Source organism: Pseudomonas sp. H3_E04 (genome assembly GCF_054668915.1).
Map to the genome: position 1 here is coordinate 4,089,633 of NZ_CP162797.1, position 12,579 is coordinate 4,102,211.

At 60.8% G+C, this 12,579-nt stretch carries 15 protein-coding genes and 1 other RNA gene; 7 read left to right on the forward strand and 9 right to left on the reverse strand.

What is annotated here, in order from left to right; genetic code table 11:
• Positions 1 to 131: 131 nt before the first annotated feature.
• From AB4N53_RS18515 to AB4N53_RS18540, 6 genes are all read right to left on the reverse strand, one after another.
• On the reverse strand, positions 132 to 1,136 hold the full coding sequence (locus AB4N53_RS18515; protein WP_460122206.1) for an extracellular solute-binding protein: 1,005 nt from the start codon (positions 1,134 to 1,136) through the stop codon (positions 132 to 134).
• 220 nt (positions 1,137 to 1,356) lie between these two features.
• The gene (locus tag AB4N53_RS18520; protein WP_460125187.1) at positions 1,357 to 2,574 is read right to left on the reverse strand and encodes a 2-octaprenyl-3-methyl-6-methoxy-1,4-benzoquinol hydroxylase; all 1,218 of its coding nucleotides are present in this window, start codon (positions 2,572 to 2,574) and stop codon (positions 1,357 to 1,359) included.
• A 9-nt stretch (positions 2,575 to 2,583) separates the two neighbouring features.
• The gene (locus AB4N53_RS18525; RefSeq protein ID WP_223630409.1) at positions 2,584 to 3,069 is read right to left on the reverse strand and encodes a DUF4442 domain-containing protein; all 486 of its coding nucleotides are present in this window, start codon (positions 3,067 to 3,069) and stop codon (positions 2,584 to 2,586) included.
• Positions 3,062 to 4,249 (reverse strand): 2-octaprenyl-6-methoxyphenyl hydroxylase, encoded by a 1,188-nt coding sequence (gene ubiH, locus AB4N53_RS18530; RefSeq protein WP_460122209.1) that lies wholly within the window; start codon positions 4,247 to 4,249, stop codon positions 3,062 to 3,064. Before ubiH ends, AB4N53_RS18525 begins: the two co-directional genes overlap by 8 nt.
• Positions 4,246 to 5,580, reverse strand: a complete 1,335-nt coding sequence (pepP, locus tag AB4N53_RS18535; RefSeq protein ID WP_206421407.1) for a Xaa-Pro aminopeptidase — start codon at positions 5,578 to 5,580, stop codon at positions 4,246 to 4,248. Before pepP ends, ubiH begins: the two co-directional genes overlap by 4 nt.
• A gap of 27 nt (positions 5,581 to 5,607) precedes the next feature.
• Positions 5,608 to 6,168, reverse strand: coding sequence for a YecA/YgfB family protein (locus AB4N53_RS18540; RefSeq protein WP_460122212.1), 561 nt, complete (start codon positions 6,166 to 6,168; stop codon positions 5,608 to 5,610).
• Positions 6,169 to 6,293: 125 nt separating this feature from the next.
• Between AB4N53_RS18540 and AB4N53_RS18545 the strand changes: the two genes are divergently transcribed.
• From AB4N53_RS18545 to AB4N53_RS18560, 4 genes are all read left to right on the forward strand, one after another.
• On the forward strand, positions 6,294 to 6,503 hold the full coding sequence (locus tag AB4N53_RS18545) for a TIGR02449 family protein (RefSeq protein WP_007911197.1): 210 nt from the start codon (positions 6,294 to 6,296) through the stop codon (positions 6,501 to 6,503).
• The gene (locus tag AB4N53_RS18550) at positions 6,500 to 6,817 is read left to right on the forward strand and encodes a cell division protein ZapA (RefSeq protein WP_016772632.1); all 318 of its coding nucleotides are present in this window, start codon (positions 6,500 to 6,502) and stop codon (positions 6,815 to 6,817) included. Before AB4N53_RS18545 ends, AB4N53_RS18550 begins: the two co-directional genes overlap by 4 nt.
• 30 nt (positions 6,818 to 6,847) lie before the next feature.
• Positions 6,848 to 7,026: non-coding RNA, 6S RNA (gene ssrS / locus AB4N53_RS18555), on the forward strand.
• An 80-nt stretch (positions 7,027 to 7,106) separates the two neighbouring features.
• A complete protein-coding gene (locus AB4N53_RS18560; protein ID WP_024014742.1) occupies positions 7,107 to 7,712 on the forward strand; it encodes a 5-formyltetrahydrofolate cyclo-ligase in 606 nt (201 codons plus the stop codon).
• A 35-nt stretch (positions 7,713 to 7,747) separates the two neighbouring features.
• Here AB4N53_RS18560 and AB4N53_RS18565 read toward each other — a convergent pair whose 3' ends face one another.
• A complete protein-coding gene (locus AB4N53_RS18565; RefSeq protein ID WP_024014743.1) occupies positions 7,748 to 7,903 on the reverse strand; it encodes a hypothetical protein in 156 nt (51 codons plus the stop codon).
• A 197-nt stretch (positions 7,904 to 8,100) separates the two neighbouring features.
• On the opposite strand from AB4N53_RS18565, the gene AB4N53_RS18570 reads away from it, so the two are divergent.
• Positions 8,101 to 8,553 (forward strand): EVE domain-containing protein, encoded by a 453-nt coding sequence (locus AB4N53_RS18570; RefSeq protein ID WP_460122214.1) that lies wholly within the window; start codon positions 8,101 to 8,103, stop codon positions 8,551 to 8,553.
• Positions 8,554 to 8,680: 127 nt separating this feature from the next.
• On the opposite strand, the gene AB4N53_RS18575 is transcribed toward AB4N53_RS18570, so the two are convergent.
• Complete coding sequence (locus AB4N53_RS18575) at positions 8,681 to 9,088, reverse strand: flagellar basal body-associated protein FliL (protein WP_056791694.1); 408 nt, start codon at positions 9,086 to 9,088, stop codon at positions 8,681 to 8,683.
• Positions 9,089 to 9,238: 150 nt separating this feature from the next.
• Here AB4N53_RS18575 and AB4N53_RS18580 point away from each other — a divergent pair, with 150 nt between their 5' ends.
• Positions 9,239 to 10,216 carry an NADPH:quinone oxidoreductase family protein gene (locus AB4N53_RS18580; protein WP_460122216.1) on the forward strand — a complete coding sequence of 326 codons (978 nt, stop codon included), beginning with the start codon at positions 9,239 to 9,241 and terminating at the stop codon, positions 10,214 to 10,216.
• Between the two features lie 257 nt (positions 10,217 to 10,473).
• Positions 10,474 to 11,823, forward strand: a complete 1,350-nt coding sequence (glpT, locus tag AB4N53_RS18585; RefSeq protein WP_024014747.1) for a glycerol-3-phosphate transporter — start codon at positions 10,474 to 10,476, stop codon at positions 11,821 to 11,823.
• On the opposite strand, the gene AB4N53_RS18590 is transcribed toward glpT, so the two are convergent.
• Positions 11,799 to 12,467, reverse strand: a complete 669-nt coding sequence (locus AB4N53_RS18590) for a gamma-glutamylcyclotransferase (RefSeq protein WP_024014748.1) — start codon at positions 12,465 to 12,467, stop codon at positions 11,799 to 11,801. The genes glpT and AB4N53_RS18590 overlap by 25 nt on opposite strands.
• Between the last annotated feature and the right edge of the window lie 112 nt (positions 12,468 to 12,579).

Here is a 12,579-nt window from a genome sequence, read left to right on the forward strand (position 1 = left end):
TCGTGGATAGGTCGTGGAGTGTAGCGACAAAAGCAAAAAGATCGCAGCCTTCGGCAGCGCCTACATTAGAAACGCGTTCCCCTGTAGGAGCTGCCGAAGGCTGCGATCTTTTGATCTCTACAGCGGCAGACTCAATTCCACCCCGCCCGATCCATCATCCGGATCGCTTCGGCCTGACGCTTGCCCGCCACTTCTACCGGCAAGGTATCAGCAATGAACTTGCCCCACGCCGCCACTTCTTCCGATGGCGCCACCGCCGGGTTGGCCGGGAATTCCTGGTTCACGTCGGCAAAAATCTTCTGTGCCTCAGGCGTGGTCATCCACTCCACCAAGGCTTTCGCGGCTTCCGGGTGCGGTGCATGTTTGGTCAGGCCGATGCCCGACAGATTCACATGCACGCCGCGATCAGCCTGATTCGGCCAGAACAGCTTCACCGGCAATTCAGGTTTTTGCTTATGCAAGCGACCGTAGTAGTAGGTGTTGACGATGCCGACGTCGCACTGCCCGGCGTTGATCGCCTCCAGCACTGCAACGTCATCGGAGAACACGTCGGTGGACAGGTTGTTGACCCAGCCCTTGAGGATTTTCTCGGTCTTCTCGGCGCCGTGGACTTCGATCATGGTCGCGGTCAGCGACTGGTTGTAGACCTTCTTCGCCGTGCGCAGGCACAGGCGGCCCTCCCAGTTCTTGTCGGCCAGCGCTTCATAGGTGGTCAGTTCGCCCGGCTTCACCCGTTCGGTGGAATAGGCGATGGTCCGCGCGCGCAGGCTCAGGCCGGTCCAGGCGTGGGTGGACGAGCGATATTGCGCGGGAATATTGGTGTCGATGGTTTTCGAAGTGAATGGCTGAAGGATGCCCATCTGCTCGGCCTGCCACAGGTTGCCGGCATCGACGGTGAGCAGCAGGTCGGCGGTGGCGTTTTCACCTTCGGCCTTGATGCGCTGCATCAGCGGCGCTTCCTTGTCGGTGATGAACTTGATCTTCACCCCGGTCTTGGCGGTGTAGGCATCGAATACCGGTTTGATCAGCTCATCGATACGCGACGAGTAAACCACCACCTCATCGGCAGCCTGGGCAGTGGTGCTGCCGATCAGGGTCAAGGCCAGTGCGGTCAGAAGACGCTTGGATGCCAACATGGGAGTGGTCTCTCGGTCGGGAAATGTGGGCCAAATGATAAGGACTCACATTTACCACCACAATCGAACACTGGGGGAAGGCGTTACCAGATGTTGCACAACGCAAAACTGCGGTGAGTGGGCTGACGCTTTCGCGAGCAGGTTCGCTCCCACATTGGAATGCATTGCAACTGTGGGAGCGAGCCTGCTCGCGAAGGGGCCACCAGCCTCAATGAGGAGGTCAGGGCTTTGCCAGAGCTGGAAGGTCCCCCGTCAGCCCCAACGCCTCGCGCACAAACAACGCCTTCGCCTCGGGCATCTGCTCGACCATTTTCAACCCGGCATTGCGCAACCAGCGCAGCGGCAGCGGATCGGCCTGGAACAACCGCTCGAAGCCCTCCATTGCGGCCATCAGCGCCAGATTGTGCGGCATGCGTCGACGCTCGTAGCGACTCAGCACCTTCACGTCCGCCAGCCGCTCACCGCGCTCATGCGCTTGCAGCAGCACTTCGGCCAGCACCGCTGCGTCAAGGAAACCAAGATTCATACCCTGCCCCGCCAACGGGTGAATGGTGTGCGCCGCATCACCGATCAACGCCAGGCCCTCAGCGACATAACGCTTGGCGTGACGCTGACGCAGCGGCACGCACAAACGCGGATCGGCACTGATGACTTCACCGAGACGCCCTTCGAAGGCTCGCTCCAGCTCAGCGCAAAACGCAGTCTCCTCCAGCGCCATCAAGCGCTCGGCTTCACCCGGCGTAGTCGACCAGACAATCGAGCACCAGTCCTGCTGACCGTCACGCTCCAAAGGCAAAAACGCCAACGGCCCGTGATCGGTAAAGCGCTGCCAGGCGGTTTGGCGATGCGGCTGGCTGCAGCGCACGCTGGTGACGATCGCGTGATGCAGATAATCCCACTCGCGAGTCGCCACCCCGGTGAGACGGCGCACTGCGGAATTGGCCCCGTCCGCCGCGATGACCAGCGGCGCGCGCAATGTGCGGCCGTCAGCCAGGGTCAGCAGCCAGTCATCGCCGGAGCGACGCATCTGTTCCAGCCGCGCATTGGCCAGCATGCCCAGATCGCAGGCATGCAAACGCTCGAGCAAGGCATCTTGCACCACGCGGTTCTCGACGATGTGGCCGAGCACATCGGCATGCACGCTGCTCGCCGAGAAATGAATCTGCCCGGTGCCGCTGCCATCCCAGACGTGCATGTCGGTGTACGGGCTGCTGCGCCGCAGGGCGATGCCGTCCCAGACGCCGAGGCGTTCGAGGATGCGCTGGCTCGCCGCCGACAGCGCGCTGACGCGCGGTTCAAACGCCGCTTCGGCAGCGAACGGCTTAACGCTCAACGGGCTGCCGTCGAGCAGCAGCACTTCCAGCCCACTGTCCTGGAGCGCCAGCGCCAGGGCGCTGCCGACCATTCCGGCTCCGACAATCAGCAGATCTGCGCGCATTTCCATGCTTTAGGCCTGTCTCGCTTGCGGCTTGAGCCGCACGTAAAGGGTTTTACCGACCCGCGCCACAAGGTTGCCGGCGCCGTCATGAATGTCGACCTGCAACTGCGGCAGGTATTTGTCGCCGTTGGCGGTCTGCCGGCGGATCTCGTCGAGCAGGGTCTGGTCGATGTTGAACCGGGCAAACACCGGGCCTTTGCCCGGCGCTATGAAGTCGATGTCGGCGGCCTTGTCCCAGACGATGTATTTCGGACCGAGGTTTTCCATAAGCATCAACATGAAAAACGGGTCGACCATCGAATACAGACTGCCGCCAAACTGGGTGCCGACGTAGTTGCGGTTGTACCAGCCCAACCCCATGGACACCTGCACGTCGCGAAAGTCATCGCTGATGTGCCGAACGCGCACTCCGGCGCCGAGATACGGCGGGTAGAAAGTCATTACCCAGCGCATCAATCGCGCCTTGCCGAATGTGTTGCTCAGCCACTCAAGCATCCGGACGGGTTCCCAGGCCCATGGCCTGCCGGGCGAACCAGCGTTTGGCCGGTGGCAGCAGGTCGAGCCCGAGCAGGCCGAGGTTGCGCCCCAGCGACACCAGCGGCTGGGTGCTGCCGAACAGGCGCGTGACCTGATCGGAGAAGCCCACGGTCAGGTCCTGATCGAGGCGCTGCCGCTCGCGATAGGCTTGCAACGTAGCGAAGTCGCCCAGCGGCTTATGACTCGCCAGCAGCGCGGCAGCCAAGGCATCGGCGTCACGCAGCGACAGGTTGAAGCCCTGGCCAGCGATCGGGTGCAGGCTGTGCGCGGCGTTGCCGAGCACGGCCAGATGCGAACGCACCTGTTCTTCAGCTTCGATCAGTGACAGCGGATACAGATGCCGCGCGCCGACCTGTTTCAAAGTGCCTAGGCGGTAACCGAACACGCTTTGCAATTCGCTGAGAAAATCACGCTCGCTCAATTCAGTCAGACGCTGCGCGTCCATGCCCAGCCGCGTCCACACCAGTGCGCAGCGATTGTCCGGCAACGGCAGCAGGGCCATCGGCCCTTCGTCGGTGAAGCGCTCGAAGGCCATGCCGTTGTGCGCTTCGCTCGGGGTGATGTTGGCGATCAGTGCGCTCTGGTTGTACGGACGCGTGCGCACGTTGATGCCCAACTGTTCGCGCAACCCGGATCGGCCGCCATCGGCGAGCACCGCGAGGTCGCATTCCAGCGTGGTTTCATCGTTGAGGGTCAGACGATAGCCATCGGCCAACGGCTCCATGCGCGTGACTTCCGCCGGGCAGCGCCAAGTGATCACGTCTTTGTCGAGGTGCTGCCACAGGCACTGGCCAAGCCAGGCGTTTTCCACCACGTAACCGAGCGCTGGCACACCCTCTTCCATCGCCGACAAGCGCGCGGTGGAGAAGCGGCCACGGTCGGAGACGTGAATCTGTTTGATCGGCTCGGCGCGGCGGGAGATTTCCTGCCACACGCCCAGGCGCTGATAAATCTGCCGCGAGCCGAACGACAGCGCCGAGGAGCGGGCGTCGTAGCTCGGCTGCCAACTGTCGCCGGGAGCGAACGGTTCGATCAGGACGATTTTCCAGCCCTGCGCCTTGGCCCCGGCCTGCAACGCCAACGCCAGACTGGCGCCGACCAGACCGCCACCGATGATTGCCAGATTGACTCGACTCATGCTGCGTGTGTCCTTGCTTGGGCCATCAGCGCTTCGATCTCGGCGACGGTTTTTGGCACGCCGCTGGTGAGGATTTCACAACCGGATCGGGTCACGACCACGTCATCCTCGATGCGCACGCCAATGCCACGCCATTTCTTCGCCACGTTCTGATTGTCCGCTGCGATGTAGATGCCCGGCTCCACGGTCAGCGCCATGCCGACCTCCAGCACGCGCCATTCACCGCCGACCTTGTACTCGCCGACGTCATGTACATCCATGCCCAGCCAGTGCCCGGCGCGGTGCATATAAAAAGCCTTGTAGGCTTCGCTGGCGATCAGTTCGTCAACTTCGCCCTGCAACAAGCCAAGCTTGACCAGACCCGTGGTGATCACCCGCACCGTGGCTTCGTGCGCCTGGTTCCAGTGCTTGTTCGGTGCGATCTCGGCGAACGCGGCTTCCTGTGAAGCCAGCACCAACTCGTAGATCGCTTTCTGCTCCGGGGAGAACTTGCCATTCACCGGCCACGTGCGGGTGATGTCGCTGGCGTAGCAGTCGATCTCGCAACCAGCGTCGATCAGCACCAGATCGCCATCCTTGAGCAGCGCGTCATTCTGCTGATAATGCAGGATGCAGCTGTTGCGCCCGGCGGCGACGATCGAACCGTAGGCCGGCATCTTCGCCCCGCCCTTGCGGAATTCGTAATCCAGTTCGGCTTCAAGGCTGTATTCATACAGCCCCGGACGACTGGCCTGCATCGCGCGGATATGCGCTTGCGCCGAAATCCGCGCGGCTTCGCGCATCACCTTCACTTCTGCCGCCGATTTATACAGGCGCATGTCGTGCAGCAGATGATCCAGGGCAACAAATTCATTCGGTGGCTGCGCGCCGAGGTGCGCCTTGGAACGGATCACGTTGATCCAGTCCATCAGGTGCCGATCAAACTCGGGGTTGCTGCCCATCGCCGAATACACCCGGTCGCGGCCTTCGATCAGGCCCGGGAGGATGTCGTCGATGTCAGTAATCGGAAAAGCATCGTCGGCGCCATATTCGCGGATCGCGCCTTCCTGCCCTGCCCGCAGGCCATCCCACAATTCGCGTTCGGCGTTGCGTTCACGGCAGAACAGGATGTACTCGCCGTGCTCGCGCCCGGGCATCAGGACGATGACGGCTTGTGGCTCGGGAAAACCGCTGAGGTACTGGAAGTCGCTGTCCTGACGGTAGACATGCTCGACGTCGCGGTTGCGGATGGCCACCGCGGCGGCGGGGAGGATCGCGATGCTGTTGGGTTCCATCTGCGCCATCAGGGCCTTGCGGCGACGGCTGTATTCCGCTTTCGGGATATGGGTCATGGGCAGATGGCTTTCCCTGTCACGCGATTAATGCAGCGGAGGTTTGGCGGCTGGCGGCACATCGGATTTTTTGGTTTCCGAGAACAGCAGCAACGGCGCAACGCGCAGGTATTCCATGACTTCCATGTAGTCGGATTCGCCGTCTTCGGATTCTTCCAGCGCATCCTGCACCTGGGAAATGGCCGCCAGATCCTGCAGCACTTCGGTGGCTTCGGTACTGAGCATGCTGCTGTCGCGGCAGTTCAGGCCGAAACCGCTGAGGAAGCCCTGGCACCACTCGCCCAGCGCAGCAGCGCGGTCGGCCAGCGGTGCATCGTCGGTCGGCAGCAGCAGAACGACGGTGACGTCGTCGCCGGTCAGCTCGCCTTTGACCATCTCCTGCAAGCCGATCAGGGCATTGCGGACATTGTCCTGAATATCGCCTTCGAGCAGTTCGGCGGCGTCGATCAGCCAGCCTTCGTGATCGAAGCCGGCGCCGGCGCAACTGCGCCCGAGCAGCACGCCGTGCAGTTCGGCAGGCGAGACGTTGTGGCCGCTGGCAGTCAGCAGGGTGGCAAAGGCTTGGTACGGGGAATTCGCAATGGTCATGGGCAGCTAGGCGCCAGACGGCGCTATGTCTAGAATGAAGGCCTTGTATCCTACATCGACAGCCCCGCCAAGACCATTAAAGGCTGTCCGCCAGTTACCACCCATCAGACGAACACGTGGACCCAATGGAAGACACCGACCTGCAAGCGCTGATGGCCAGACTCGAACTGCTGATTGGCCGAGTCGAGCAACTTAAGAGTCAAAACGCACTCTTACTAGCTCAGGAAAAAACCTGGCGCGAGGAACGCGCTCACCTCATTGAAAAAAACGAAATCGCCCGGCGTAAGGTCGAATCGATGATTTCGCGCCTCAAGGCCCTGGAGCAAGACTCATGAGTTCAAGCAATAGCGTTACCGTGCAGATCCTCGACAAAGAGTATTCGATCATCTGCCCGCCGGAAGAACGCAGCAATCTGGTCAGCGCCGCCCGCTACCTGGACGGCAAGATGCGCGAGATCCGCAGCAGCGGCAAAGTCATCGGTGCCGACCGAATTGCCGTGATGGCCGCGCTGAACATCACCCACGACCTGTTGCACAAAGAAGAGCGCCCGGACATCCAGGCCAGCGGTTCGACCCGCGAACAGGTGCGCGACTTGCTCGATCGTGTCGATCTGGTCCTGGCCGACGATCAGAACACCGCCAAGGGCTGATTCGACTGGCAGCTTGAGGTATACTCGCCGCACTCCCTGGGGTGCTTGCCAGTTGACGATGTCCCGGAGCCGATTCGCACTACCCTGGAAGTTGCACGTTGGGCTGGTGTGCATGTCCGCTAGACGGAAAGCCTTAAAGTCTACTGCTTCTTCCACCTTGAACTTTCGGGTTCAAGGGCTGAGTTGACAGCGGTTCATCCGGGGAGCCTGATTCGAATCCGATGTCGGTGTATGCCGACATCGGATTTTTTATGCGTACGTTTTTGCATCCACCTGCCGAAGCCGAACCATGACCGAACCCGCGCTGCTGCCCCGCCCGCAACTCCGCCGCCTGCTGCGCAAGGCGCGCCGCGCACTGACGCCGGGCGAACAACGCCAGGCTGCCAAAGGCCTGTTCCGGCAACTGGCCCAAGACCCGCACTTTCGCCGGGCAAAACATATCTCTCTGTATTTGCCCACCGACGGTGAAATCGATCCGCGCTTGCTGCTGCGCGAAGCCCAGCGTCGTGGCAAGGCGACTTATCTGCCGGTACTCAGCGCCTGGCCGCGAACGAAAATGGTCTTCCAGCGCATCCGGCCCGGCGAAAAGCTCACGCCCAATCGTTTCCGGATTCTTGAGCCCCGGGCCAATCTGGCTCGGCAACGCAAGGTCTGGGCGCTGGATCTGGTGTTGTTGCCGCTGGTGGGGTTTGACGATGTCGGCGGGCGCCTGGGCATGGGCGGCGGATTTTATGATCGCAGCCTCGCCTACCTGGCCCGGCGCAAGAACTGGCGCAAGCCGACGCTGCTGGGCCTTGCCCATGAATGCCAGAAGGTTGAACGTTTGGCGCAGGCGAGCTGGGATGTCCCGTTACAAGGCACGGTCACCGACAAAGCGTGGTATTTCGCAGAGTAGACGCCGCACAGAACAGCGGCGTCGAAGAGACAGGTTCAGCGTTTGAAAGCGGTCGACTGTTGCACCTGTTGCGCCACTTCAATCGGCGCGTCGGTCTTGTTCGCCCACAGGCTCTGCGCGTAACCGGTGGTTACCACGCCCAAGCCAAACAAAATTACCAAAGTCCATAGCAAATCCGGTTTGCGTTTCATCGATTGCCCCCCTCAAGGCACATCATCACGATGACAGCAGCGGTTTCCGTTCGTAGGCCGTGCAGCAGCGTCAAGCTTTAAAGGCCGGCATTTTGCGGCAACGTGAACCTGTGCGCAAACGCTGACGTCAACCGACTGTCGGTTTGTCATAAAATTGCCCGACAACCTGCCCAATGACCGCTTCAGGAGCACACCACATGGCCTACTGGCTGATGAAATCAGAGCCCGACGAACTCTCGATCAGGGGTCTGGAAAAGCTCGGCAAGGCGCGCTGGGACGGGGTCCGCAACTATCAGGCGCGCAATTTCCTGCGGGCGATGGCCGTGGGTGACGCGTTCTTTTTCTACCATTCCAGCTGCCCGGAGCCGGGGATTGCCGGGATCGGCAAGATAATCGAAGCAGCGTATCCCGATCCGACGGCGCTGGAGCCGGACAGCCATTACTTCGATCCAAAGGCCACAGCGGAGAAAAATGCCTGGAGCGCGATCGATGTCGAGCATGTCGAGACGTTTGCACGGGTGTTGAAGCTCGATTATCTGAAGCAGCAGACGGCGCTGGCCGAACTGCCACTGGTGCAGAAGGGCTCGCGGTTGTCGGTGATGCCGGTGACGGCGGAGCAGTGGGCGGCAGTCATCGCGCTCAAACCCTGATTCATTTTTGCCTGATAAATAGCTTTCGCGAGCAGGCTCGCTCCCACAGTGGATTGGTGGTGATGCACATTTTTGCATTCACCGAATAACCCTGCTCGCGAAGAGGCCTGCCCGGACAGCGAACGACTTACTGAATGATCAGGTTGTTGAACAACAGATCCTCAACCACCGGCTTGCCAGTCTCGTCATTCATCACTTGCTGCGTCTGTTTCAACGCTTCCTGACGCAGCTTTTCCTTGCCCTCGATGCTGCCCATGGCCTCGGTCGATTGCTGAGTGAACAGTGCCACCAGCTGATTGCGGATCAGCGGCTCATTGGCCTTGACCAGTTTGGTCGCCTCTTCGCCAGTTACGCGCAGGGCCACATCGGCCTTGTAGACCTTGAGTTTGGCAGTCCCGTCGAGGCCATAATTGCCGACGAACGGCGGGCTCAGGGTGATGTAATTGACTTTCGGCGCTTCGCCTTCTTTGGCTTCTTCGGCCAGTGCTGCCACAGGCAGAGACAGGGCCAGCAACAACATGATCCACGCTTTCACAATTCGCTCCTTATCCGGTTTGCGGCCTAGCATAACGACCCGGCGCGCAAGCACAAGCTTATGGCTGACTATCAGGGTCGGGCATGCTCGTTGACCCGTTGATTCACACACCTACACTTATCGGCCATCACTCCCAAAGGAATAGCCCTGATGAAAGCCGTGCTGTGCAAAGCCTTCGGCCCTGCCGAATCGCTGGTGCTGGAAGACGTCGCCAGCCCTGTCGCCAAGAAGAATGAAATCCTGCTGGACGTGCACGCCGCCGGGGTCAATTTCCCGGACACGCTGATCATCGAGGGCAAATACCAGTTCAAACCGCCCTTCCCCTTCTCGCCGGGCGGTGAAGCGGCGGGCGTGGTGCGTGAAGTCGGGGAAAAGGTCAGCCATCTGAAAGTCGGCGACCGGGTCATGGCGTTGACCGGTTGGGGCAGTTTTGCCGAGCAGGTTGCGGTGCCGGGCTACAACGTCCTGCCGATTCCGCCGTCAATGGATTTCAACATCGCCGCTGCATTCAGCATGACCTACGGCACCTCGATGCACGCGCTCAAGCAACGCGCCAACCTGCAACCGGGCGAAACCCTGCTGGTGCTCGGCGCGTCGGGCGGCGTTGGACTCGCCGCGGTAGAGATAGGCAAAGCCATGGGTGCCCGGGTGATCGCCGCCGCCAGCAGCGCCGAGAAACTTGCGGTGGCCAAAGCGGCCGGGGCTGACGAGTTGATCAACTACAGCGAAAGCAGCCTGAAGGAGGAAATCAAACGCCTCACCGACGGCCAGGGCGCCGACGTGATCTACGATCCGGTCGGCGGCGACCTGTTCGACCAGGCCATCCGCGCCATCGCCTGGAACGGCCGCCTGCTCGTAGTCGGCTTCGCCAGCGGACGCATCCCGGAACTGCCGGTCAACCTTGCCCTGCTCAAAGGCGCGGCGGTGCTCGGCGTGTTCTGGGGTTCTTTTGCCCAACGCCAGCCACAGGACAATGCAGCCAACTTCCAGCAGCTGTTCGCCTGGTTTGCCGAGGGCAAGCTCAAACCGCTGGTGTCGCAGGTCTATCCACTGAGCAATGCCGCGCAGGCGATCGATGATCTTGGCCAGCGCAAGGCGGTGGGCAAGGTTGTCGTTCAGGTTCGTTAAGAACATGGAGCGATCCGGAGCAGCAATCCGGATCGCTTTAGCGTTTAAATCCGGCTCTTCAATATGCAAAACCGCAGAAACCCACCCAAGTCACCATTCCCTCAGCGCCCCTTACTTGTCTCAGAGCGACATGTTCATAAAGGAACGCTCAACTGTCCAAATTTCCGCTGTTTTGCCGACGTGAAGCGATGCTATTTTCGGTAACGAAACTGTAACATTCGCATCCGCAGTCAAAACAAGAAAACTGGAGCTCTTGAATGTTTGCTTTCTTTCGTCCTGCCGCACATCAGGCTCCATTGCCTGAAGAAAAAATAGACAGCACCTACCGCCGCCTGCGCTGGCAGATCTTCGCCGGTATCTTTATCGGCTACGCCGGTTACTACCTGCTGCGCAAGAACTTCTCCCTGGCCATGCCGTATCTGATCGACGAAGGCTACAGTCGTGGCGACCTCGGTCTGGCGATGTCGGCAATTGCCATCGCTTACGGTTTGTCGAAATTCCTCATGGGCCTGGTGTCCGACCGTTCCAACCCACGCTTCTTCCTGCCGTTCGGCCTGCTGGTCTCGGCCGGGGTGATGTTCATTTTCGGTTTCGCGCCGTGGGCAACATCCAGCGTAACGATGATGTTCATCCTCCTGTTCATCAACGGCTGGGCGCAGGGCATGGGCTGGCCGCCGAGCGGGCGGACCATGGTGCACTGGTGGTCGCAGAAGGAACGCGGCGGCGTGGTCTCGGTGTGGAACGTGGCGCATAACGTCGGCGGCGGTCTGATCGGCCCGCTGTTCCTGATCGGCATGGGCCTGTTCAACGACTGGCACGCGGCGTTTTACGTCCCGGCCGCAGTCGCGCTGGGCGTGGCGGTGTTTGCGTTCATCACCATGCGTGACACCCCGCAATCGGTCGGCCTGCCGCCAATCGAGCAGTACAAGAACGACTACCCGGAAGGCTACGACGCCAGCCACGAAGACGAATTCAGCGCCAAGGAAATCTTCGTCAAGTACGTGCTGCGCAACAAAATGCTCTGGTACATCGCTCTGGCCAACGTGTTTGTCTACCTGCTGCGCTACGGCGTGCTGGACTGGGCGCCGACGTACCTGAAGGAAGCCAAGGGCTTCACCGTGGATAAAACCTCATGGGCGTATTTCTTCTACGAGTGGGCGGGGATCCCGGGCACGCTGCTGTGCGGCTGGATGTCGGACAAGATCTTCCGTGGCAACCGTGGCCTGACCGGCATGGTGTTCATGGCTCTGGTGACTGTCGCGACTCTGGTTTACTGGCTGAATCCGGCCGGCAACCCGATGGTCGATATGATCGCCCTACTGTCGATCGGCTTCCTGATCTACGGTCCGGTGATGCTGATCGGCCTGCAAGCGCTGGAGCTGGCGCCGAAGAAAGCCGCCGGTACCGCAGCGGGCTTCACCGGTCTGTTCGGTTATCTGGGGGGTTCGGTCGCAGCCAGTGCGGCAATGGGCTACACCGTTGACCACTTCGGCTGGGATGGCGGTTTCGTCCTGCTGGTCGGCGCTTGCCTGCTGGCGATGGCCTTCCTTGCGCCAACGCTGTGGCACAAGCAAGTCGCCAGTCAGAGCCGTGAAGCGGTCGCCTGATCGCTGTGTGATTTACAACGCTTGAGCCGCGCCTCCAGATTTCGATCCGGCATGGCGTGGCTGCGCAGGGCGTGCGCAGTCTGCTCGACATAATCACGAGTGGTGCCGTAACGCCCGCTGGCGCTGGCGAACACCTGGCTGAGCACATGATCCGGCAAGTTACCGGCATAGCTCGGCAGGTGGCGCTCAAGAACGAAGCCCAAGGCCTGCACCTGAGTGCCATCTTCGAGCCGGCAATTGAGCCAGTGCGGACGATACGACGGAAACGGCATCTCACGTTTCCACAGGGCGTACAGCGCGGTATCGAGATTGTCTTCCGGCAAGCGGTAGGCAAAACCGCTGCAGGAACCACCGCGATCCAGACCGAAGACCAGGCCAGGCATTTCCGGTGTACCACGATGCTCGTGGGACCACAGGTACAAGCCACGATGGTAGCCATGCACGCGACCGCGCATGCGCTCAACTGCCGTGCACTCCGGCCGCCAGATCAGCGAGCCATAGGCGAACAACCACACCGGCCCGCCCTTGTGGCGCGCCATCGTCGATTGCATGGAAGCGAGAAGTTGTTCGTGCGTCAGCTGCGGCCCAAGATCGAGCCGAGGAGGATAAGCCAGGTTCAGAATTGCGTTTTCAATAGCGCTCATGGCGAATAGCGTTCAGCTCCCCGCGGGTGAAGAATTACTTAATAGAACGCACCGCTGTAACAATAAGGCACATATGTTTGAAGGCAATTTAAGTGCCACTGAATAATTGCCT